This is a genomic window from Halomonas sp. ND22Bw (assembly GCF_003011945.1).
Classification (GTDB): domain Bacteria; phylum Pseudomonadota; class Gammaproteobacteria; order Pseudomonadales; family Halomonadaceae; genus Halomonas; species Halomonas halophila.
This window is the reverse complement of record NZ_PXWD01000005.1, coordinates 161,436-182,824: the sequence shown is the minus strand read 5'-3', so window position 1 is coordinate 182,824 and position 21,389 is coordinate 161,436. Positions and strand designations below refer to the sequence as shown.

16 protein-coding genes and 2 riboswitches are annotated in these 21,389 nt (G+C 70.5%); of the genes, 7 read left to right on the top strand and 9 right to left on the bottom strand.

Annotated elements, in window-relative coordinates; translation table 11 throughout:
* Positions 1-56: 56 nt before the first annotated feature.
* A complete protein-coding gene (locus CVH10_RS09010) occupies positions 57-1,832 on the bottom strand; it encodes a sugar phosphorylase (RefSeq protein ID WP_106488441.1) in 1,776 nt (591 codons plus the stop codon).
* 161 nt (positions 1,833-1,993) lie between these two features.
* Here CVH10_RS09010 and CVH10_RS09005 point away from each other — a divergent pair, with 161 nt between their 5' ends.
* Positions 1,994-4,252, top strand: coding sequence for a heavy metal translocating P-type ATPase (locus CVH10_RS09005; RefSeq protein ID WP_106488440.1), 2,259 nt, complete (start codon positions 1,994-1,996; stop codon positions 4,250-4,252).
* Positions 4,253-4,324: 72 nt separating this feature from the next.
* Here CVH10_RS09005 and thiC read toward each other — a convergent pair whose 3' ends face one another.
* From thiC to CVH10_RS08970, 7 genes are all read right to left on the bottom strand, one after another.
* The gene (gene thiC, locus CVH10_RS09000) at positions 4,325-6,214 is read right to left on the bottom strand and encodes a phosphomethylpyrimidine synthase ThiC (RefSeq protein ID WP_106488439.1); all 1,890 of its coding nucleotides are present in this window, start codon (positions 6,212-6,214) and stop codon (positions 4,325-4,327) included.
* 76 nt (positions 6,215-6,290) lie between these two features.
* Positions 6,291-6,410, bottom strand: a riboswitch (TPP riboswitch).
* A gap of 193 nt (positions 6,411-6,603) precedes the next feature.
* Positions 6,604-7,272 (bottom strand): thiaminase II, encoded by a 669-nt coding sequence (gene tenA, locus CVH10_RS08995; RefSeq protein ID WP_106488438.1) that lies wholly within the window; start codon positions 7,270-7,272, stop codon positions 6,604-6,606.
* Positions 7,273-7,362: 90 nt separating this feature from the next.
* Positions 7,363-7,523, bottom strand: a riboswitch (TPP riboswitch).
* Between the two features lie 88 nt (positions 7,524-7,611).
* Positions 7,612-9,525 (bottom strand): glucans biosynthesis glucosyltransferase MdoH, encoded by a 1,914-nt coding sequence (mdoH, locus tag CVH10_RS08990; protein ID WP_082090939.1) that lies wholly within the window; start codon positions 9,523-9,525, stop codon positions 7,612-7,614.
* Positions 9,512-11,068, bottom strand: coding sequence for a glucan biosynthesis protein (locus tag CVH10_RS08985; protein WP_106488437.1), 1,557 nt, complete (start codon positions 11,066-11,068; stop codon positions 9,512-9,514). The genes mdoH and CVH10_RS08985 overlap by 14 nt, the downstream gene beginning before the upstream one ends.
* Before the next feature lie 148 nt (positions 11,069-11,216).
* Positions 11,217-12,149, bottom strand: coding sequence for a lysophospholipid acyltransferase family protein (locus CVH10_RS08980; RefSeq protein WP_106488436.1), 933 nt, complete (start codon positions 12,147-12,149; stop codon positions 11,217-11,219).
* Between the two features lie 3 nt (positions 12,150-12,152).
* Positions 12,153-12,533 (bottom strand): DUF4870 domain-containing protein, encoded by a 381-nt coding sequence (locus tag CVH10_RS08975; RefSeq protein ID WP_106488435.1) that lies wholly within the window; start codon positions 12,531-12,533, stop codon positions 12,153-12,155.
* A 114-nt stretch (positions 12,534-12,647) separates the two neighbouring features.
* Positions 12,648-13,028, bottom strand: a complete 381-nt coding sequence (locus CVH10_RS08970; RefSeq protein ID WP_035597380.1) for a VOC family protein — start codon at positions 13,026-13,028, stop codon at positions 12,648-12,650.
* A 39-nt stretch (positions 13,029-13,067) separates the two neighbouring features.
* On the opposite strand from CVH10_RS08970, the gene CVH10_RS08965 reads away from it, so the two are divergent.
* The 5 genes from CVH10_RS08965 (at position 13,068) to CVH10_RS08945 (ending at position 19,054) form a co-directional block, all read left to right on the top strand.
* Positions 13,068-13,709 carry a class I SAM-dependent methyltransferase gene (locus CVH10_RS08965; RefSeq protein WP_106488434.1) on the top strand — a complete coding sequence of 214 codons (642 nt, stop codon included), beginning with the start codon at positions 13,068-13,070 and terminating at the stop codon, positions 13,707-13,709.
* Positions 13,710-13,876: 167 nt separating this feature from the next.
* On the top strand, positions 13,877-15,310 hold the full coding sequence (locus tag CVH10_RS08960; RefSeq protein ID WP_106488433.1) for an MFS transporter: 1,434 nt from the start codon (positions 13,877-13,879) through the stop codon (positions 15,308-15,310).
* A gap of 60 nt (positions 15,311-15,370) precedes the next feature.
* Positions 15,371-17,188, top strand: coding sequence for an acyl-CoA dehydrogenase (locus CVH10_RS08955; protein WP_035597371.1), 1,818 nt, complete (start codon positions 15,371-15,373; stop codon positions 17,186-17,188).
* Positions 17,189-17,333: 145 nt separating this feature from the next.
* A complete protein-coding gene (locus CVH10_RS08950) occupies positions 17,334-18,188 on the top strand; it encodes a 3-hydroxybutyryl-CoA dehydrogenase (protein ID WP_106488432.1) in 855 nt (284 codons plus the stop codon).
* 92 nt (positions 18,189-18,280) lie between these two features.
* A complete protein-coding gene (locus CVH10_RS08945) occupies positions 18,281-19,054 on the top strand; it encodes an enoyl-CoA hydratase-related protein (protein ID WP_106488431.1) in 774 nt (257 codons plus the stop codon).
* Positions 19,055-19,124: 70 nt separating this feature from the next.
* Here the strand turns inward: CVH10_RS08945 and CVH10_RS08940 are convergent, their stop codons facing one another.
* Positions 19,125-20,033, bottom strand: a complete 909-nt coding sequence (locus tag CVH10_RS08940; protein WP_106488430.1) for a DMT family transporter — start codon at positions 20,031-20,033, stop codon at positions 19,125-19,127.
* 207 nt (positions 20,034-20,240) lie between these two features.
* Between CVH10_RS08940 and CVH10_RS08935 the strand changes: the two genes are divergently transcribed.
* The gene (locus CVH10_RS08935; protein WP_106488429.1) at positions 20,241-21,320 is read left to right on the top strand and encodes an NAD(P)-dependent alcohol dehydrogenase; all 1,080 of its coding nucleotides are present in this window, start codon (positions 20,241-20,243) and stop codon (positions 21,318-21,320) included.
* The last annotated feature ends 69 nt before the right edge of the window (positions 21,321-21,389 follow it).

The following is a 21,389-nucleotide window of genomic DNA, read 5'->3' as shown; positions in this document are numbered from 1 at the left end:
GACGCTTGAAGAAAAGCCTTGATCCCGTGATGGCGGGGCCAATGCTGGCTTCCAGCTTACGGCTGGCTCACCAGCCACAGGGCGCCGTAGGGCGGGAGGGTGTCGTCGTCCTGCCAGGTCCCGCCGCCGATCCGGTCGTGCCAGTCGCCTTCGTTCAGGGGCTCCAGCGCCAGTGGCTGGGGGCGGTCGGTGACGTTGTGGATCGCCAGCAGGCGGCGCCCATCGTCGAGCGGGCCGCGCTCGACGACCAGCAGCGCCGACGGCGTCTCGATCACCCGTTGTGGCACATCCGGGTGGAAGCAGGGCTCGTCACAGCGGACCTCGAGCAGCCGCGTCAGCGCCGTGAAGGCCTGGTGGGTCGAGGTGTGCGGGCTGTCGAGCAGCCGCTCCAGGGCACCACGGTCCCAGCGGTGGCGATTGATCGAGCGCAGCCGGCCGCTGCGTTCCATGCCTTCGATGTCGTTGAGGGTGCCGGTCAGCGCGTGCAGATACAGTGCCGGGATGCCCTTGAGGCCGAGCATCAGCTGCTGGCTGCACAGGAAGCGGGGCATCTGCCAGGGGTCCGCGCCGCGTCTCGTGCCCTTCATGGCGTCGAACCAGGTGATGTTGATCTCGTAGGGCGAGTCCTCGCCATCGTCCTTGGTGCGCATGCTGACGAAGCCGCCGAAGCGGTGCATCAGCTCGAGCAGCGCCTCGACCTCGTGGTGGGGCAGCCAGCCCTCCAGCGGGCGCACGCCGATGCCGTCGTGGCTGGCGGTGAAGTTGAGGAAGCTGCAGCCCGGGGGCAGTGCGGGCAGGCTGCGCAGCCAGGCCGCCAGGGTGCCGGCCTCGCCACTGGTGAAGGTGTGCAGCAGCAGCGGCGGCAGCGGAAACTGATAGACCAGATGCGCCTCGTCCGGCGGCGTGCCGTCCTTTTCGAGCCTCTCAAGACCGAAGTAGCTGATGTTCTCGCGGTGCGGCACGTTGGTCTCGGTGAGGATCAGCGTGCCCGGCGCCACGTGATCGGCGATGGCGCGCAGCAGCCGCACGACCTCGTGGGTCTCCGGCAGGTGGATGCAGGAGGTGCCGACCTCCTTCCACAGGTAGGCGATGGCATCCAGTCGGATCACTCGCGCGCCCTGGCAGAGGTAGAACAGCAGGATACCGACGAACTCCAGCAGCACGTCGGGGTTGGCGAAGTTCAGGTCGATCTGATCCTCGGAGAAGGTCGCCCACAGGTGACGGGGCCCGCGGCGGGTCGGCACCTTGACCAGCAGCGGCGAGCTGCGCGGTCGTACCACCGCCGAGAGGTCGGTCTCGGGATCCATCTCGATGAAGTAGTCGCGGCCGGGCTGGTTGCCGCCGAGATAGTCGGCGAACCACAGCGATTCCCGTGAGACGTGGTTGAGCACCAGGTCGACCCCCAGATCGAAGCGACGGGAAAGGCGGCGGACCTGGGGCCAGTCGCCGAGTTTGGGATCGACCTCGCGGTAGTGGATGACCGAGAAGCCATCGTCGCTGCTCCAGGGGAAGAAGGGTAGCAGGTGCACGCCGCTGAAGGTCTCTCCGAGGCGGCCGGCGACGAAGTCGTCGAGGACGTCGAGCGGTGGCTGCTCGCCGTCGACCAGGCTGTCGCCATAGGCGATCAGCCACTGGTCGCGTTCACTCCACAGCGGCCGGGCGGGCGGTGCCTCACCATCCGGGGGCGTCATGGGGGCCTGATGCGCCAGCAGGGTGAACAGCCGGCGCAGCACCTCGTCGGCGCGGGGGCCGTAGAGCATCGTCAGGTGGCGATGGGCGCGCTCATGGAAGGCCTCGGCGCCAAGTGGCGTCGAAAGGGAAGGTGCCGGCATGGCGATCGCCTCTCGTTGGGGGTTTCCTTAAGCATGCAGGCCGCGTGCCAGCTGTCCATGCTGACGGTGTCGTGCCCGGCATCATCACCGCTTGAGTCTATAGCGGCTAGAGGCTATAGGCTGATGCCATGTTCCGATGTCGGGCTCCCGAGGAGGTCAGGATGGCGCAAGACGCCGCAAAGGATGCACACCAGCGACACCAGTGGCGCGTGGACGGCATGGACTGTCCGAGCTGTGCCGGCAAGATCCGCGGCGCGCTGGAGCGTCTGGATGGCGTGGGTGACGTGCAGGTCTCGGTCATGCAGGGCTCGCTGGCCCTCGATCTGGATACCGGCCGCACGGCGCCCGAGGACGTGGAGTCGCTGGTCGAACGGCTGGGCTATGGCGTTCGGCGACAGTCGGCGCAGGACGATGCCGAGGCGCCTTCGGGCGCCGGCTGCTGTGCCGGTCGCGATCATGCCGATCATTTCCGTCGGGGTGATGACGCCTCGCCCCGGCGCTGGCATGCCACCGCCAAGGGGCGCCAGGTGCTGGCCACCGGGGCGGCGCTCGGCGTGGCCACGCTGCTGCGCTTCACCGTCGGAACGGAGGTGGCCCACTGGGCTTTCCTGGCGGCCTGCCTGATCGGACTGGCGCCGGTCGCTCGCCGTGCGGTGAGTGCGGCGCGGCTCGGCATGCCGTTCACCATCGAGATGCTGATGACCCTCGCCGCCGGTGGCGCGCTGATCATCGGCGCCGCCGAGGAGGCGGCCATGGTGGTGCTGCTGTTCGCGATCGGCGAGATCCTCGAGAGCGTGGCCACCGACCGGGCCCGCTCGGGCATCCGTGCGCTGTCCGACCTGGTGCCCAGGGAAGCGAGGCGCGAGGCCGCCGACGGCGAGATCCACACCGTGGAGGCGTCTCGGCTGGCGGTCGGACAGGTGGTGGTGGTGCGGCCGGGTGACCGGATCCCCGCCGATGCCACCATTCTCGAAGGCCGCTCGTCGATCGACGAGTCGCCGGTGACCGGCGAGTCGGTGCCGCGGGCTCGAGGCGAGGGTGACGAGGTCTTCGCCGGCTCGATCAATCACGATGCGGTGCTGCGGCTGCGGGTGTCCCGGCCGCAGCAGGACAACACCATCGCGCGCATCATCCGGCTGGTGGAAGAGGCTCAGGAGGCGCGGGCGCCCACCGAGCGCTTCATCGACCGCTTCAGCCGTGTCTATATGCCGGCGGTGGTCGGCCTGGCGGTGCTGGTGGCCGTGGTGCCGCCGCTGGCGTTGGGCGGCGACTGGGGCGAGTGGACCTATCGCGCCCTGGCGCTGCTGCTGATCGGATGCCCCTGCGCGCTGGTGATCTCGGTGCCGGCGTCGATCGCCTCGTCGCTGTCCAGCGGCGCCCGGCACGGGCTGTTGCTCAAGGGCGGCGCGGTGATGGAAGCCGCGGCCCGCACCGAGGCGGTGGCCTTCGACAAGACCGGCACCCTGACCGAGGGACGGCCGCGAGTGACCGACGTGGTGCCGGCAGGCGTCGACGTCGCCGCGCAAGACGTGCTCGCCCTGGCGGCGAGCCTCGAGCGAGACGCCAGCCATCCGCTGGCGCGGGCGGTGCTCGAGCACGCGGCCTCGCTCGGCGTCGGGCCCTCGATCGTCACCGAGGCGCGGGCGGTGCCCGGCCAGGGCGTCGAGGCGCTGATCGAGGGCCGTCGGGCCTTCGTCGGCGCGCCGCGCCACGCGGCCGAACGCGGCACGCTGGCCGAGGGCATGGCTGAGCGACTCGAGGCCCTCGAGGCCGAGGGCAAGACGGTGATCGTGGCGGTCGAGGACGGCGTGGCGCTGGGGGCCATCGCTCTGCGCGACGAGCCGCGGCCCGATGCCGAGGCCGGCGTGCAGGCGCTGTCGGCGCTGGGCGTGCGCTCGGTGATGCTGACCGGCGACAACGATCGCACCGCCGCGGCCATCGCCGGGCGCCTCGGGATCGAGCGTCGCGCCGGGCTTATGCCGGAGGGCAAGGTCGAGGCGATCCGTGAGCTCGCCGGCCATGAGCGGACGATGATGATCGGTGACGGCATCAACGACGCTCCGGCGCTGGCCAGCGCCCAGGTGGGCGTGGCCATGGGCTCGGGCACCGACGTGGCGCTGGAGACCGCCGACGGCGCGCTGCTGCGCAACCGGGTGGGCGACGCGGCGGCACTGATCCGGCTGGCGCGGGCGACCATGGCCAACATCCGCCAGAACATCGCCATCGCCCTGGGGCTGAAGGGGCTGTTCCTGGTCACCACCGTGCTCGGCATCACCGGGCTGTGGCTGGCGATCCTGGCCGACACCGGCGCCACCGTGCTGGTCACGCTCAACGCCCTGCGGCTGCTGCGCTTCGCGCCGGGCGATCGTGACTCGACGCAAGACGACGTGGCGGTTGCCGCCTCGCCCGCGGCAAGCTGAACCAGACTGGCGGCCTACAAGAACGCCGCGCCGGCTGATTGCCGGCGCGGCGTTCTGCATCCAGGCGCGAGGTCAGACCTCCTTGTACAGCTCGGCGCCCTCTTGGCGGAACTTCTCGGCCTGCTCCTCCATGCCCTTCATCACAGCGTCCTGGTCGCCGTCGAGGCCCTTGTCCTTGGCGTAGTCGCGGACCTCCTGGCTGATCTTCATCGAGCAGAACTTGGGCCCGCACATGGAGCAGAAGTGCGCCACCTTGGCCGAGTCCTTGGGCAGGGTCTCGTCGTGGTATTCCCGGGCGGTGTCCGGGTCGAGGCCCAGGTTGAACTGGTCCTCCCAGCGGAACTCGAAGCGCGCCTTCGACAGGGCATTGTCACGGCGCTGGGCGGCCGGGTGACCCTTCGCGAGATCAGCAGCATGCGCGGCGATCTTGTAGGTGATGATGCCGGTCTTGACGTCGTCCTTGTTGGGCAGGCCCAGGTGCTCCTTGGGCGTCACGTAGCAGAGCATGGCGCAGCCGTACCAGCCGATCATCGCCGCCCCGATGCCGGAGGTGATGTGGTCGTAGCCCGGCGCGATATCGGTGGTCAGCGGCCCGAGGGTGTAGAAGGGCGCCTCGTCGCACTCGCGGAGCTGCTTGTCCATGTTCTCCTTGATCAGGTGCATGGGCACGTGGCCGGGGCCCTCGATCATCACCTGGACGTCGTGCTCCCAGGCGATGCGGGTCAGCTCGCCGAGTGTCTCGAGCTCGGCGAACTGGGCCTCGTCGTTGGCGTCGGCCACCGAACCCGGGCGCAGGCCGTCGCCCAGCGAGAAGGCGACGTCGTAGCGCTTGCAGATCTCGCAGATCTCCTCGAAGTGCTCGTAGAGAAAGCTTTCGCGGTGGTGGTAGAGGCACCACTTGGCCATGATCGAGCCGCCGCGGGAGACGATGCCGGTGGTGCGTCTGGCGGTGAGCGGCACGTAGCGCAGCAGCACGCCGGCGTGGATGGTGAAGTAGTCGACGCCTTGCTCGGCCTGCTCGATCAGGGTGTCGCGGAACACCTCCCAGGTCAGGTCCTCGGCCACGCCGTTGACCTTCTCCAGCGCCTGGTAGATCGGCACGGTGCCGATCGGCACCGGGGCGTTGCGGATGATCCACTCGCGGGTCTCGTGGATGTTCTCCCCGGTGGACAGGTCCATGATGGTGTCGGCGCCCCAGCGGATGCCCCAGGTCATCTTGTCGACCTCGTCCTCGATGGACGAGGTGACCGCCGAGTTGCCGAGGTTGCCGTTGATCTTCACCAGGAAGTTGCGGCCGATGATCATCGGCTCGGATTCCGGGTGGTTGATGTTGTTGGGGATGATGGCGCGACCCGCGGCCACCTCGTCGCGCACGAACTCAGGCGTGATCTCCTCGGGCAGGCGGGCGCCGAAGGCCTCGCCCGGATGCTGGTGGCCGAGGAGGCGCTCGACCTCCTCGCTGCCCATCGTCTGACGCTTCTGGTTTTCCCGAATGGCGATGAATTCCATCTCGGGGGTGATGATGCCCTGGCGCGCATAGTGCAGCTGGGTGACGTTCTTCCCTGCCTTGGCCCGGCGGGGCGTGCGGGTCAGCTCGAAGCGCAGCGGGGCGAGCATCGGGTCGTTGGCGCGGCGCCGGCCGTACTCCGAGGTCGGGCCGTCGAGGAACTCGGTGTCGTCGCGGGCCTCGATCCAGGCGCGGCGCAGCTCGGGCAGGCCGCGGCGCAGGTCGATGTTGGCCTCGGGGTCGGTGTAGGGGCCGGAAGTGTCGTAGACCAGCAGTGGCGGGTTTTCTTCATCTGCGCCGGAGGTCTTGGTCGGCGACAGGCCGATCTCGCGGAAGGGCACGCGGATATCGGGTCGTGAGCCCTCGACGAAGACCTTGCGCGAGCCCGGCAGCGGGGCCACGGCGGCGTCGTCGACGCGGGCGCTCTCGTTGAGGAAATGGGCGGTCTTGCTCATGGTCGTGCTCCCTTGGCTTGAATGGTTCGTCAGGGAGGACCGTCGGGGAGGACAGGGGCGGCCGGCGCCGAGGCGCCGCCGCGTGTCGCTTGATCCCTACGCTGGTCCTAGCCAGTTCAGGTTCAACGGGATCCATGCTTGGGCGCCTCGCGCCGCATGATCTCAGCCGTCTTCAACGGCACCCCGTCAAGCGTGGTGTGCCCGCTGTGGTGGCGGGCCTTATTGCATCATGTTGTCTGTTTGGTCCGGGCTCGCCGCAGAGCCGGGGAAGGCCGAAGAGGAGGTCCTACGCCAGGGATGGCGTCGGTAGCGTACAGGGAAGTATTCACAGCGCCTCCTCGGAGGCCTTCCCCGGCGATTCCTGTCTCAACGGCCAGCTTGCCGCTAAATCAGTCCGCGCGATCCAGGCCCATCTGCCAGAAGTCGATCTCCAGCCGGGTGGCGTCGCGGAACAGTCGCGCCAGCTGGTCGAAGCGCGCCGGCGTCACCTCACTGAGCCGCGCGTCCAGCCAGGCGATCTCGGCGTGCATCGCCTGCTGGAACTCGTCGCCCTGATACATGGCGATCCAGGCGTCATAGGGGTTGGCGTCGCCGCGCACGGTGAACGGCTGGGCCTGAAGCCAGTTGGCGATCTCGCCGTAGCCCACCAGGCAGGGGGCCAGCGCCACGCGCAGGTCGAGCAGGTCGCCGCGGCTGCCGGCGTCGAGCACGAAGCGGGTGTAGGCCAGGGTGGCGCGGGCCTCGGGCAGCGCCGCCAGGTCGTCCTCGCCGATGCCCCAGTCGCGGCAGAAGCCGCGGTGCAGGTCCAGCTCGACGTCGAGGATGGTCTTCAGGCCGTCGAAGGCCTGGCGTAGCTCGTCCAGGTCGCGGCTCTTGTAGGCGGCCAGGGCGTAGGCGCGGGCGAAGTGGATCAGGAACAGGTAGTCCTGCTGCAGGTAGTGGCGGAAGGAGTCCGCCTCGAGCGTGCCGGCGCCCAGGGCGCGGACGAAGTCGTGCTCGGTGTAGGCGCGCCAGTCGGCCTGGCAGGCGGCGGTGAGATCACTGAAGCGACGGCCCATCTTGCCTCCGATTCCGATGAGAGCGGATGCCGGGGGGGCGCACGGGCGTAGCGGAAGCGGGAAGGGAGAGCCGGGGCACAAGGAGGGCGCGCCGGCCCGCCGCCTGATTCCCTACGCCGGTTCACGTGCGGCGCGTGCCACACCCACCCGGATCAGGTTCCACGGGACCAGCGCTGGGTTCTGTCTCGAACGTCGTCGAGCGTGAACCTGCGCCATCTCAGCCGGTTCCACCGGCACCCCGTCAAGCGAATGGGCCGAGTCTAGCAGCTTGGCGGGCGACGAACACCCCTCTCATCCCCCTTGTCATCACTCCTGTCGTCATCCCGGACGCCGCGACGATCACTTGCCCTGGACGGCGCTCGCCTCGGCGCTCGACGTCCGCGCCCAGTCGCCGCCGAAGGACTGGATCGGCATCTCGCAGGGCCGCTCGGCCGGCGGTGCGGCGGGATCGCCGGCCGCCTCGAGATCCAGCGGCGCCGGCTCGGCCTCGAGCACCGCCGGCGGGGCGGTCTCGCCGGGCACCAGCAGCAGGCCGCGCCGGCGCAGGCCATGCCCGATCGTCAGGCTGCTGCTCCAGCGCACCAGCGGCGCGGCTAGCATCAGCCCTAGCCATACCGGCGTCAGCCACCAGAAGAAGGTCGGCGTGGCCCACCAGGTCACGCCCGCCCAGCAGAGGCCGACCAGGCTGCCCGGCCAGGTGTGACGCAGCGCCTCGCGCCAGGGCAGGGCGCGCCCCTCGCGCGACTGCGGGTTCCAGGCCACGGTGAGGCCGCTGAAGACCTCGATCACGAAGCGGCTGTGGAAGACCATCATCAGCGGCGCGATCAGCATCGCGAACAGCGCCTCCAGCAGGGCGCTGGCGACCAGCCTGCCGCGCCCGCCGTAGCGGGACGGCGCTCGGCACAGGGCCAGCACTACGCCCAGCAGCTTGGGCGTCAGCAGCATCGCCAGGGTGCCGCCGAGCAGCGGCATGATCAGGTTGGGTGGGGCGATCGGCCAGTCCGGGAACAGCTGGGCGTCGGAGGTGAAGAAGTTGGGCGCGATCAGGGCGCGCAGCAGGGCATCGGCGGTGCTGACCGCGAGGATCGCCAGCCAGATCAGCGACGACAGGTAGGCCAGAGCGCCGCACAGGAAGTGCACCCGGCTGACCATGTGCAGGCCGCCGGCGCCCAGCAGGCGCAGGTGCTGCAGGTTGCCCTGGACCCAGCGGCGGTCGCGCTTGGCGTAGTCGAGGATATGGCTCGGCATCTCCTCGAAGCTGCCGCCGAGGTCGGTGCGCATGCGCACCTCCCAGCCGGCGCGCCGCAGCAGCGCGGCCTCGACGAAGTCGTGGCTGAGGATGTCGCCGCCCAGCGGTGGGCGTCCGGGCAGCTCGGGCAGGCCGGCATGCCGGATGAAGGGCGCCACGCGCAGGATGGCGTTGTGGCCGAAGTAGTTGGCGGCGTCGGACTGCCAGAAGCTCAGCCCGGCGGCCAGCATCGGCGAGTAGACCGCCGCCGCGAACTGGTTGGCGCGCCCGAAGAGGCTGTCCTGGCGCACGGGAATCGGCACCGTCTGCAGCAGCCCGAGGCGCGGATTGGCCTCCATCTGGGCGATCAGCTCATGCACGGTATCGCCGCTCATCACGCTGTCGGCGTCGAGCACCAGCATGAAGTCGTAGCGCTGCCCCCAGCGTTGGCAGAAGTCGCCGAGGTTGCCGGCCTTGCGGCCGGCGTTGCTGTCGCGATGGCGGTAGTGCAGCCGGCAATGGCCGGACAGCCGCCGCTGCAGCGCCGCCATGACGGCCTTCTCCTCGGCCACCACGGCCTCGTCGGTGCTGTCGCTGAGCACGAAGGCCTCGATGTGCCGGCGCTCGGTGATCGGCGGCAGGTCCCGGCAGGTCGCCTCCAGACCCGCGGCGACCCGCTCGACGTCCTCGTTGTGGATCGGCATCACCAGGGCGGTGCGCGAGCGGGCGTCGTCGGGCGGCCGGGGCGAGCCGGCCAGGGCCAGGCTCAGCGGGTCGCGGCCGGCGAGGCTCAGGACGAAGCCGATCAGGCCGCTCCAGAAGGCCACGGCGATCCAGCCGAAGGTCACCGCGAACAGCGCCAGGACCGCCAGCTCCAGCGGGGTCAGGCCGCCGACGTGGAGGATGCGGAACATGGTCCACACGCCCAGGGCGGTGGTGGCGGCGATCAGCAGGGCGACGGCCCAGCGGCGGGTGCGGCGCCAGGGAATGGGCGCCGCGGCGTTGCGGGAATCAGCGGCGCTCATCGGGATACCAGACATAGTTCCAGGTTTCTGTCAGCGGCTCGCCGTGCAGGGTCAGGGCCAGGCGCATGTCGGCCGGTGTGCCGTCTTCCGGCGCGAGCCGGAAGCTGGCGCGCCAGGTGTCGTCGGGCAGGCGCTGGACGCGGGGTTCGATCAGCTCGCCGCTGGAGGTGGTCAGGCGCGGCTCCACCGTCTGGTCGGCCTCGAGGCCGTCGAGGGTGGGCCCCTGGAAGTCGACGATGAAGACGCGCTGGCTGGCGGGCGGCGGATCGTCCTGCCCCGGCGTGGCGCCCCAGCCCTGGCGCGAGCGCAGCACATGGGCGAGTCGCTGATCCGGCGGCGTGGCGCCGAGGGTGCTCAGCCGGTAGCGGAAGGTCCGCGACTGCCCGGCCTCGAGCGGTTGCTCGGGGATCCAGTAGGCGGTGATGTTGTCGTTGGCCTCGCTGTCGGAGGGGATCTCGACCAGCTCGACGCGGCCCTGGCCCCAGTCGCCCAGCGGCGTGACCCATTCGCTGGGGCGCGTCTCGTAGCGGGCCTCGGCGTCCAGGTAGGCCTCGAACCGGCGCGGCCGCTGGATCAGCCCGAAGCCCCGGGGCGAGGTGTCCTGCAGGCTCGACAGATGCAGCGTCTCGGGATTGCTCAGTGGGCGCCAGATGCGCTCGCCGTCGCCGGTCTGCATGGCCAGGCCGCTGGAGTCGTGTACCCGCGGGCGATAGTCGTCCGCCGGGTAGTCGCCGAGCCCGCCGTGCATGTACATGCTGGTCAGCGGCGCGATGCCGAGCTTGGCCACGACCTCGCGGGCGAACAGCCGCGCCTCGGTCTCGACCGTGGTCGGCTCGCCGGGAGCGATCTCGAAGCGGTAGGCGCCGGAGAGCGACGGGCTGTCGAGCAGGGCGTAGACCGTCAGATGCGTGTCCTCGGGGCCGGGCTCGACCAGCCAGAACTCGCGAAAGGCGGGGAACTCCTCGCCGCGGGGCGCGCCGGTGTCGATGGCCAGCCCGCGGCTCGAGAGGCCATAGCCCTGATCGCGGCCGATCATGCGGAAATAGGAGGCGCCGAGAAACACCATGAACTCGTCGCGATAGTCGCCGCTGTTCAGCGGGTAGTGCAGGCGGAAGCCGGCGTAGCCGAGATCGCCGAGGGCCTCGGCGTCGAGATCGGCCAGCCCGGCGGCCTCGTCGTCGTAGCGGAAGCGCGATGGGTCGAAGGGCAGCGGGCTGACCTCGCCGTCCTCGTCGACCAGGTTGAGCACGACCGGCTGGTCGTAGAGGAAGCCGGGATGGAACAGCTGGACCTCGAACAGGCCGTCGTCGTGCCAGACGGCGCGGTCGGGGCGGAAGCGGATCTGGCGATAGGCGTCGTAGTCGAGCTCGGTCAGCGCCGGCGGCAGGTCGGCGTCCGGTGCCTCATAGGGCGCGTCGGCCAGGCGCTCGGCGCGGTCGGTGACGCGGTCGAACAGCCCCTGCTCGGCGGCGGGTTCGGCGCTGGCCTCCATGGCCAGCGTCGTCCCCAGCGAGAGGGCCAGGAAACGGAACAGCGATGTCATGTGGTGACTCTCCTTGGAATCCCGCCGGCATTCCCTGCGCGAGCCGGTCCAGGGGGTCTTGTCGTGTTATGGGTATCGTTATCGTGAAAGCGTACCGGGGTTGGTCAGTGCGCCGCCGGGATGGTTCCGTCCCGCGGCGCCGAAGGGGTTACTTGTAGACGCGGAAGCGCTTCCAGTCGGCGCGGCCCTCGAGCTCCTCGGGGGTCTTGCGATAGCGCTTGTATTCCCACTGGTACTGGACCGGGTCCAGGGCGATGGCGGCCTCCACGCAGGCGTTCACGCCGGCGGCCGAGGTGGTCTCGTCGCTCGAGTAGACGCGTTCGTCGGCGGCCAGGAAGTGCAGCGCGAAGCCGCGGCCGCGCACGCGCTTGGCCACGCCGGTGACCACCCGCGCCTCGGTGCGGGCCACCAGCTTGGGCAGCAGGGTGGCGGTGTAGGCCTGGCGGCCGAAGAAGGGGGCGAACACGCCGCTGCCCCAGCTCGGCGTCTGGTCCGGCAGGATGCCCACCGTCTCGCCGCGCTTGAGCGCCTTGAGCAGCGCCGCCACGCCGCGCGGATTGGTCGGCACCAGCTCGGCCCCTCGCCGCTCGCGGCCGCCGCGGATGATCGGGTCCAGCGGGGCGAGCTTGGGCGGCTCGTACATGGCGGTGAAGGGGAAGTGCCCGGACAGCCAGAAGTTGAGCACCTCCCAGTTGCCGAAGTGGGGCGCCAGCACGATCACGCCGCGCCCCTCGGCGCGGGCCTCGTCGAGCAGCTCGCGGCCGTGGACCTCGAGAATGCTGGCCTCGATCCGGTCCGGCTCGCCCATCCAGGCCAGGCCCAGCTCGAGCATGGTGGCGCTGGAGTGGACCAGGCTGCGCCGCGCCATGCGGCGGCGCTCGCTCTCGGGGCGGTCGGGATAGGCCTGGGCCAGGTTGATGCGGGTCACCCGGCGCTCGCGCCGGCTGCCGAGCTGCACCAGCGGGCCGGTCATGCGCGCCAGGCGCCACAGCGAGGCCGGCCGCCAGTTGGCGAGGGCGCGCCACAGGCCGGCGATCAGCCGCGCCTGAAAGCGCCCCTGGGTGTGTTGCGTGTCGGCCATGGATCAGATCAGCCAGGTGTCGACGTTGTCGGGGGCACGCTTCTCCTGCAGGCCCTTGAAGCCCTTGACGCAGCGGATGATCATCCACACCGCCAGCGCGATCAGCAGCGGGAAGCCGATCACGACCAGGGTCAGCAGCGAGGCCAGGGCGGCATAGACGAGGCCGATCCAGAAGGTGCGGATCTGGTAGCGGTAGTGCTCGTCGAGCCAGGTCGGGCCCTTGCCGCGGTATACGTAGGCGATCACCACGCCGATGATGCCGGTGAAGCCCACCACGAAACTGGCCAGGTAGAGGGCGTAGACGACCATGGCCATGGTGGTATCGGGAGGGCGGGTTTCGTCGGCGACCACGGCGTCGTGGCGCGCGGGATCATGCTCGTTCATCGGTCGTCCTTGAAAGGGTGGATAGCGTGCCGCCCATGATACTGGCCTGGGATGGCGATGCCAGCATGGCGCCTTCAGCCAGGCCGAGAGCCTTCGGCGATGTTGCCTGATCCCTCAGCGCCTGGGACGGCTGATCTCGAGCAGGTTGCCGTCGGGGTCGCGCAGGTAGAGCGACTCGATCTCGCCGATGGCGCCCTGGCGGCTGACCGGCCCCAGTTCGACCTCGATGGAGAGCGCCTCGAGGTGGCGCTGGACCTCGTCGAGGGGCAGCTGGCTGCGCAGGCACAGGTCGAGGCTGCCCGGGGTGGGCGTGGCGGCCCGGGGCTGGATATCGGTGGCGGTCCAGTGCAGGCGCAGGGCCATGTCGCCGAGCATCAGGTCCACGCGCTCCTGATCGCGATAGCGGACGTCCAGCCCCAGTACCCGGGTGTAGAAGTCCACGGCGCGGGAAATATCGGTCACGGTGATGACCAGGTGGTCCAGACCTGACAGCATGCATGCCTCCTGAAAGTGAGTCCTGCCACAGAGAATACGATGATGCCGACCTGTCCGCTATGCGCATCCACCGACCACGCGCTCTACCATCGCGATGCGCGGCGCGACTATCGCCGCTGCCGGCGCTGTGCGCTGGTGTTCGTGCCGGCCCATCAGCGCCTCGGGCCGGCGGAGGAGAAGGCGGTCTACGACCAGCACGAGAACTCCCCTGACGATCCCGGCTATCGTCGCTTCCTGTCGCGGCTGTTCGAGCCGCTGGCGGCGAAGCTCTCGCCCGGCGCCCGCGGGCTCGACTTCGGCGCCGGCCCGGGGCCGACGCTGTCGGTGATGTTCGAGGAGGTCGGCCACCCGATGGCGATCTATGACGCCTTCTACGCGCCGGACACGGCGGCGCTCGAGCGCAGCTACGATTTCATCACCTCCACCGAGGTGGTCGAGCATCTGTTCGCGCCCGGCGCCGAGCTCGAGCGCCTGCTCGGCCTGCTGGCGCCCGGCGGCTGGCTGGGGCTGATGACCAAGCGGGTGCCGCCAAGCGTGGAGGCGTTCGCCGGCTGGCACTACATCCTCGATCCGACCCACGTCTGCTTCTTCGACGAGGCGAGCTTTCGCTGGCTCGCCGAGCGCTGGCAGCTGACGGTGAGCTTCCCGGCCGGCGACGTGGTATTGCTGCAGAAGACGTGAGGTCGGTCCTTTCGATAACGTGCGGTTATCGTCATCGAAGTGTCGCGAAAAAGCCTTCCAGGGAGGATTGGCGGCGCCCGTGACCGGGCGTATATTCGTGCGCGAATTCCCGCCACCGCCGCCCCCGGCGGTGGCCTTTTCTCGCGGCTCGTCGGAGGCCTTCGCGCATGTCACGCCAGCTGTTGCTCATGGCCCTGGGGCCGCTGCTCGGACTCTTCATCCTGGGCATCGGCAACGGCTTTCTGACCACGCTCACCACCCTGCGGCTGGATGCCGCCGGGGCCTCGTCGCTGGTGATCGGCTGGGTGTCTTCGGCCTACTTCATCGGCCTGGGCGTGGGGGCGATGGTCAACGACCGCCTGCTGCTGGCGATCGGCCATATCCGCGCCTACGGCAGCTTCGCCTCGCTGCTGGCGGTGTCGGTGCTGCTGCAGGGCATGTTCGCCGATCCCGTGGCCTGGTTCGCCCTGCGTCTGATCGCCGGCTGGGCCACGGTGGGCGTGTTCCTGGTGATCGAGAGCTGGCTGTTGACCGCCGGCGACGACCGGGTGCGCGGGCGCCTGCTGGCGATGTACATGATCGTGGTGTTCGCCGCCGGGGCGATCGGCCAGCTGCTGTTCGGCCTGACCCGCGACATGGCGCCCGCCGAGCCCTTCATGCTGATCGGCCTGCTGGCCTCGCTGTCGGTGCTGCCCATGGCGATCATCCCGCGGGTCACGCCGCTGCTCGAGAAGGCCGAGCCGCTGTCGCCGCTGCGCCTGATCACCCTGACGCCGACCGGCGTGATGGGCAGCTTCGGCTCCGGCATCGCGGTGGCGGCGGTCTATACCCTGCTGCCGCTGTACCTGCAGCGCAGCGGCGTCGGCGGCGATCGCGTCGGCCAGCTGATGGCGCTGGTGGTGCTCGGCGCCATGTGTCTGCAGTACCCGGTGGGGCGCTGGTCGGATCGCCACGACCGCCAGCTGGTGCTGATCGGGCTCGGCGGCTTCTGCGCGCTGATCTGCGCCGGCATCCTGCTGTTGCCGCTGCCGCCCTGGGGGCTCGCCGCGCTGCTGTTCCTGCTCGGCGGCGGGGTCTTCTCGCTGTATCCGGTGGCGGTGGGGCACGCCGCCGACCGCGCCCCGGCGGGCGCGCTGGTGCGCATGAGCCAGGGCCTGCTGCTGATCAACGCCATCGGCGCGACCCTGAGCCCCTCGGCGATCGGCCCGGTGATGACGCTGGTGGGCGACGGCGGGCTGTTCTGGTCGCTGGGCGCGCTGGGCGTCGGGCTGGTGGCCTTCTTCGCCTGGCGGCGCAGCGTGCGCCCGGCGCCGGTGCCGGTGGCGCCGTTCTCGCCCGCCACGCCGCTCAGCGCCGCCGAGCTGGCGGTCACCGAGGAGTGGGTGCAGGGCGCGCTGGAGCACGAGCACGTCGAGGATCTGTCCGAGGCGGTGCCGGACGTCGAGGTGGCCGAGCCGCTGGTCGGCCCGCCGCCGCCGGACGAACCGCATATCGTCTACTACGATGACGCGGCGCCGGCTGCCCCCGAAGCCGACGCCGGCAATGTCGACGAGAGGGCCGCCAAGGACGCCGGCCAGGAGCGAGGGGCGACCTACGGCTAATGGTTCATCAGCCGTCGTGAATCTAGGCTCGCCGGAACGTCCTGTTTTCGAGGTGCCCTGATGACGCCCTATACGCCGCCGCTTCGCGATGTCCGCTTCGTGCTCGAGGAACTGCTCGAGCACGGCTCGCTCTCTCTGCCCGGCTTCGAGGAGATCGGCCCCGAGCTGGCCGATGCCGTGCTGGAGGAGGCCGGCCGGCTGGCCGGCGAGGTGTGGGCGCCGCTCAACGCCGTCGGCGACCGCCAGGGATGCCGGCGCCGCGAGGACGGCGGCGTCACGCTGCCCGAGGGCTTCGCCGAGGCCTACCGGGCCTACGCCGAGGGCGGCTGGAACGGCATCGGCGTCGCCGCCGCCCACGGCGGCCAGGGCCTGCCGGAGACCGTGGCCAGCGCCGTGCAGGAGATGCTGCACGGCGCCAACATGGCGCTGGGGCTGTGCCCGATGCTCACCGCCGGCGCCATCGAGGCGCTGGCCCGTCACGGCAGCGAGGCGCAGCAGGCGCGCTACCTGCCGCCGCTGGTGGAGGGCCGCTGGACCGGCACCATGAACCTCACCGAGCCCCAGGCCGGCTCCGATCTCTCCCAGGTGCGGACCCTGGCCGTGCCCGATGACGATGCGCCCGGCGAGTACCGCCTCAAGGGCCAGAAGATCTACATCACCTGGGGCGAGCACGAGGCCGCCGAGAACATCCTGCATCTGGTGCTGGCGCGCACCCCGGACGCCCCCGAGGGCAACCGGGGCATCTCGCTGTTCCTGGTGCCCAAGTATCTGGTGGAGGACGACGGCTCGCTCGGCGCCCGCAACGACGTGACCTGCATCGGGCTCGAGCACAAGCTCGGCATCCACGGCTCGCCGACCTGCTCGCTGAGCTTCGGCGAGGGTCGGGTCGAGGAAAGAGGCGAGGCTGAGGGGGCTATTGGCTATCTGGTCGGCGAGCTCGGTCGCGGTCTCAATCACATGTTCACCATGATGAACGAGGCCCGCCACAAGGTCGGCATCCAGGGCATCGGCGTCGCCGAACGCGCCTGCCAGCAGGCGCGGGGCTATGCGCTGGAGCGGGTGCAGGGCCGCCGCGACGGTGCGCCCTGCGCCATCGCCGAGCACCTGGACGTCAGGCGCATGCTGCTGTCGATGCGCGCCCGCACCGATGCGCTGCGCGCCCTGGCGCTGACCTGCGCGGCGCAGATGGACCGGGCCCGCCACGCCCTGGATGAGGCCGAGCGCCAGGCCGCCCAGGCGCGGGTCGAGGTGCTGATCCCGGTGGTCAAGGCGTTCTCCACCGATCAGGCGGTGGAGATCGCCTCGCTGGGCGTGCAGGTCCACGGCGGCATGGGCTACATCGAGGAGACCGGCGCCGCCCAGCTGTTGCGCGACGCGCGCATCGCGCCTATCTACGAGGGCACCAACGGCATCCAGGCGCTGGACCTGGCCGGCCGCAAGCTGGCCCGCGACGGCGGCGCGGCGCTGAGCCGGCTGGCCGACGAGGTCGAGGCCACCGCCGAGGCGCTCGCCGCCAGCCCCGAGCTGCGCCCGCTGGGCGAGAGTCTGGCCGGCGGCGTGGCCGATCTGCGCACCGCCATGGGCCTGGTGCTGGCCCGGGGCGCCGATCCCGAGCGCGGCGCGGACGCCGTTCAGGCCTGTGCCACGCCGTTTCTTTCCCTGGCCGGTCATGTGCTGTGCGCCTGGCAGCTGGGCCGCTCGGCCCTGCGCGCCGAGGCCGCGCTGGCCGACGGCAGCGGTGACGCCGACTTCTATCGCGCCAAGCTCGCCGCGGCGGAGTTCGGCCTGCGCCAGTGGCTGCCGGAGGGCCGCGCCCGGCTGGCGGCGATCGAGGCCGGCATGGGCGGCCTGGCGGCGCTGAAGCCCGAGCATCTCTGAGCCCGGCTCAGGGCGCGAGCCTGCCAGCGTGATGTCAGCGCAGGCGGGCGTGACTCGACCGCGACACAGTAGCGGTGCATGCTGATCCGAGTGCCCGCCGGGCGTGATCGGCGGGCGAGTCCACCCAAGCGAAGGAGAGGCAGCGATGAGTCAATCACCGATCGGCGTCGTGGGCGCCGGCACCATGGGCCAGGGCATCGCCCAGGTGCTGGCGACCGCCGGCTTCACGGTCCGCCTGTTCGACGTGGCCGAGGAGGCGCTCGAGCGCGCCCGGGCCGGCATCGACAAGGGGCTCGGCAAGCTGGTGGCCAAGGAGCGGCTGAGCGAGGACGCGCGCGCCGACGCCCTGGCGCGGCTCCACGGCACCACCGAGCTTGCGACCCTGGCCGACTGCGAGGTGATCATCGAGGCCGCGCCGGAGAATCCCGAGCTCAAGGAGCGCCTGTTCCGCGACCTGAGCGCGCTCGGCGACGACATCATTCTGGCCTCCAACACCTCCTCGCTGTCGCTGACCCGGCTGGCCGGGGTCTGCGAGCGCCCCGAGCGAGTGGTGGGCATGCACTTCTTCAATCCGGTGCCGGTGCTCAAGCTGGTCGAGGTGATCCGCGCCGAGCAGACCGGCGACGCCACCGTGGCACGCGTCGAGGCACTGGCCGAGGCGCTGGGCAAGACCGCGGTGCGGGTGGGCGATTCGCCGGGCTTCGTCGTCAATCGCCTGCTGGTGCCGATGATCAACGAGGCGGCCTTCCTGGTGCAGGAGGGTGCGGCCACGCCGGAGGCGGTGGACCAGGCCATGCAGCTCGGCGCCGCCCATCCCATGGGCCCGCTGGCGCTGGCCGACCTGATCGGCCTGGACGTGTGCCTGGCGATCATGGAGGTGCTGCAGGAGGGCTTCGGCGATCCCAAGTACCGGCCCTGTCCGCTGCTGCGGCGCATGGTCGATGCCGGATACCTGGGCCGCAAGAGCGGGCGCGGCTTCCACGTCTACGACGGTGCCTGACCCCCGACCAAAGCCGCGATTGTCGCTCTACCAAGCGTTCGCTAGGGTGAGGGCGTTGCGTCTTTCCCGATATCACGAGACGAGGAGCCATCATGAGCGAGCAGGCGATCGAGGTGCAGGACGAGGGCGGCGTGGTCCGTCTGACCGTTAACCGTCCCAAGGCGCTCAACGCCCTGAACAGCGAGGTGATCGCCGCCCTGGCAGCGGCGCTCGACGATCTCGAGGCCCGCGGCGATCTGCGCGCGGTGCTGATCACCGGTGCCGGCGAGAAGGCCTTCGTGGCCGGCGCCGACATCACCGAGATGCGCGACAAGAGCGCCGTCGAGGCTCGCGACTTCGCCGGCCAGGCCCAGGCCACCCTGAAGCGGCTCGAGGCGCTGCCGGTGCCGGTGGTGGCGCTGGTCAACGGCTTCTGCCTGGGCGGCGGCTGCGAGCTGGCGCTGGCCTGCGACTGGGCGGTGGCCAGCGACAACGCCGTGTTCGGCCAGCCGGAGGTGCTGCTGGGGGTGATTCCGGGCTTCGGCGGCACCCAGCGCCTGCCGCGCCGCGTCGGCCCGGCCATGGCGCTGGACCTGGTCACCACCGGGCGCAAGATCGACGCCAGCGAGGCCCTGCGCATCGGCCTGGTCAACCGGGTGATGTCCCAAGCCGAGCTCGAGGACTACGCCGCCGAGCTGACCAAGCAGCTCGGCGGCAACGGCCCCCAGGCGGTGCGCGGCGCCAAGCAGGCGGTCCACGACGGCCTGGACCAGGACCTGGACAGTGCCCTGGCGCTGGAGACCAGCCTGTTCGCGCTGTGCTTCGCCGGCGACGAGCAGCGCGAGGGCATGAGCGCCTTCGTCGAGAAGCGCAAGCCGAACTTCTGAGCGCCGCCCCCTTCCTGCGAAGCATCGACGGCCGTGGCGGTGACGCCACGGCCGTCTTGTGTCTGTGGTGTCAGTCCAGGCGTCGGTCGCGGCGCCTTGCCGGGCGCGCCGGCCAGCCGAGGCGCAGCATGCCGGTGGCGATGGCGGTGCCCGCGAGGGTGATGGCCATGCCGGCCAGGATCTGCAGGCTCAGTGTCTCGTCGAGCAGCACATAGCCCCACAGCAGGGCGCTGACCGGCACCAGGAAGGTCACGGTGGAGGTCGCGGTGGCCCCGGCGCTGGCGATCAGCCCGAAGTAGAGCAGGAAGGCCAGGGTGGTGCTGAAGGCCGCCAGCGCCAGGCCGTTGGCCCAGCCGAGGCCGCTGATCGGGGCCTCGGGCCACAGCCACAGGCCTGGCAGCAGCAGGATCAGCCCGGACATGGCGCAGCTGCCGGCGGCCAGCACGCGCACCGGCAGGTGGGACAGGTAGGTCTTGGAGTAGTTGGTGGCGATGCCGTAGCAGAAGGTGGCGCCGAGCACCGCGAGGATGAACCAGCCGTCGCCGCCCAGGGTGAAGTCCAGCCGATCCGCAGACAGCACATAGACCCCGAGGAAGGCCAGCGCCAGGCCCAGATACTGGCGCCGCGACACCGGCGTGGCGAAGAACAGCGCGCCGAGCAGGGCGGTGAACAGCGGCGTGGTGGCGTTGATCAGCGAGGTGAAGCCGGCCTCCAGCCGGGTGGTGGCCAGCGCCAGCAGCGAGAACGGCAGCACGTGGTTGACCAGCCCCAGCAGCATCAGCCGGCCGGCGTTGTCCCGCACCAGGCGCAGGTAGCGCACGCCGAGCAGCAGCGGCAGCATCAGCAGCGCGCCCACGCCCATGCGCACCAGGATCAGCGGCACCGGGCCGAACTCGGGCACCGCCACGCGCATGAAGATGAACGACATCCCCCACAGCGAGGAAAGCAGGATCAGGCGGAGGGTGTCGGCCGGGCTCATGGCGGTGTCCAGGTGGCGAGCGGGAAGGAAGGTGTCATGGCAGGGTAATCGCCCGTCGGTCGGCGGGGAAGGGCGTGGACGTTCGCGTCTCACCTCCGCCGTGGGCGATGGAAGGAGGGCGCGTGCCGGCGGCTTGATCCAGCGCAATCCCGGTTCGGCGAGGCTGTGCTGTGATGAGAGGAGGTTCCTTGCCTCGGGAGAACTGCCATGCCTGCCATGATGAAAGCCGCCGTCTTCGTCGAGCCCGGCCGCATCGAGCTCGACGACAAGCCGATTCCCGACATCGGCCCCGACGACGCCCTGATCCGCGTGACCACCACCACCATCTGCGGCACCGACGTGCACATCCTCAAGGGCGAATATCCCGTGGAGCGCGGGCTGACCGTGGGCCACGAGCCGGTGGGGGTGATCGAGAAGCTCGGCGCCAACGTCAAGGGCTATGCGGAGGGTCAGCGGGTGATCGCCGGCGCCATCTGCCCGAGCTTCACCTCCTACGCCTGCCAGGACGGCTGCAGCGCCCAGGACGGCGGCCACCACGGCCACGGCTACAAGCCCATGGGCGGCTGGCGCTTCGGCAACACCATCGACGGTGCCCAGGCCGAGTACCTGCGCGTGCCCGATGCCCAGGCCAACCTCAGCCCGGTGCCGGACGGGCTGAGCGACGAGCAGGTGCTGATGTGCCCGGACATCATGTCCACCGGCTTCGCCGGGGCGGAGTCGGCCAACATCCGCATCGGCGACAGCGTGGCGGTGTTCGCCCAGGGGCCGATCGGGCTGTGCGCCACCGCCGGGGCGCGGCTGCGCGGCGCGGGGCTGATCATCGCCGTGGACGGCGTCGACGAGCGGCTGGCCATGTCGCGCCAACTCGGCGCCGACGTGGTGCTGGACTATCGCAAGGTCGACGTGGTCGACGAGATCCGTCGTCTCACTGGCGGGCGCGGCGTGGACGCGGCCATCGAGGCGCTGGGGCTGCAGACCACCTTCGAGAATGCGCTCAGAGTGCTCAAGCCCGGCGGCACCCTGTCGAGCCTCGGCGTCTATTCCGAGGACCTGACCCTGCCGCTGGACGCCTTCAGCGCCGGCCTCGGCGACCACCGCATCGTCACCTCGCTGTGCCCCGGCGGCAAGGAGCGCATGCGCCGGCTGATGGGCATCATCGAGAGCGGCCGCCTGGACCTGGGACCGCTGGTCACCCACCGCTATGGCCTCGACGACATCGTCGACGCCTACGAGCTCTTCTCCCATCAGCGTGACGGGGTGCTCAAGGTCGCCCTGAGCGCCGGCTAGGGTCGACGCTGGCGTGCGGGCCGGCGGTCGTGATATCGCTGTGGGCACGATGATTCCACACGGAGGTGA

Coding starts and splice junctions, on each gene's coding strand:
- CVH10_RS08960 (WP_106488433.1), top strand. CDS start 13,877: ATGTCACGCCAGCTGTTGCTCATGGCCCTGGGGCCGCTGCTCGGACTC.
- thiC (WP_106488439.1), bottom strand. CDS start 6,214: ATGAGCAAGACCGCCCATTTCCTCAACGAGAGCGCCCGCGTCGACGAC.
- CVH10_RS09010 (WP_106488441.1), bottom strand. CDS start 1,832: ATGCCGGCACCTTCCCTTTCGACGCCACTTGGCGCCGAGGCCTTCCAT.
- tenA (WP_106488438.1), bottom strand. CDS start 7,272: ATGGGCCGTCGCTTCAGTGATCTCACCGCCGCCTGCCAGGCCGACTGG.
- CVH10_RS09005 (WP_106488440.1), top strand. CDS start 1,994: ATGGCGCAAGACGCCGCAAAGGATGCACACCAGCGACACCAGTGGCGC.
- mdoH (WP_082090939.1), bottom strand. CDS start 9,525: ATGAGCGCCGCTGATTCCCGCAACGCCGCGGCGCCCATTCCCTGGCGC.
- CVH10_RS08940 (WP_106488430.1), bottom strand. CDS start 20,033: ATGAGCCCGGCCGACACCCTCCGCCTGATCCTGCTTTCCTCGCTGTGG.
- CVH10_RS08965 (WP_106488434.1), top strand. CDS start 13,068: ATGATGCCGACCTGTCCGCTATGCGCATCCACCGACCACGCGCTCTAC.
- CVH10_RS08970 (WP_035597380.1), bottom strand. CDS start 13,028: ATGCTGTCAGGTCTGGACCACCTGGTCATCACCGTGACCGATATTTCC.
- CVH10_RS08975 (WP_106488435.1), bottom strand. CDS start 12,533: ATGAACGAGCATGATCCCGCGCGCCACGACGCCGTGGTCGCCGACGAA.
- CVH10_RS08935 (WP_106488429.1), top strand. CDS start 20,241: ATGCCTGCCATGATGAAAGCCGCCGTCTTCGTCGAGCCCGGCCGCATC.
- CVH10_RS08985 (WP_106488437.1), bottom strand. CDS start 11,068: ATGACATCGCTGTTCCGTTTCCTGGCCCTCTCGCTGGGGACGACGCTG.
- CVH10_RS08980 (WP_106488436.1), bottom strand. CDS start 12,149: ATGGCCGACACGCAACACACCCAGGGGCGCTTTCAGGCGCGGCTGATC.
- CVH10_RS08945 (WP_106488431.1), top strand. CDS start 18,281: ATGAGCGAGCAGGCGATCGAGGTGCAGGACGAGGGCGGCGTGGTCCGT.
- CVH10_RS08950 (WP_106488432.1), top strand. CDS start 17,334: ATGAGTCAATCACCGATCGGCGTCGTGGGCGCCGGCACCATGGGCCAG.
- CVH10_RS08955 (WP_035597371.1), top strand. CDS start 15,371: ATGACGCCCTATACGCCGCCGCTTCGCGATGTCCGCTTCGTGCTCGAG.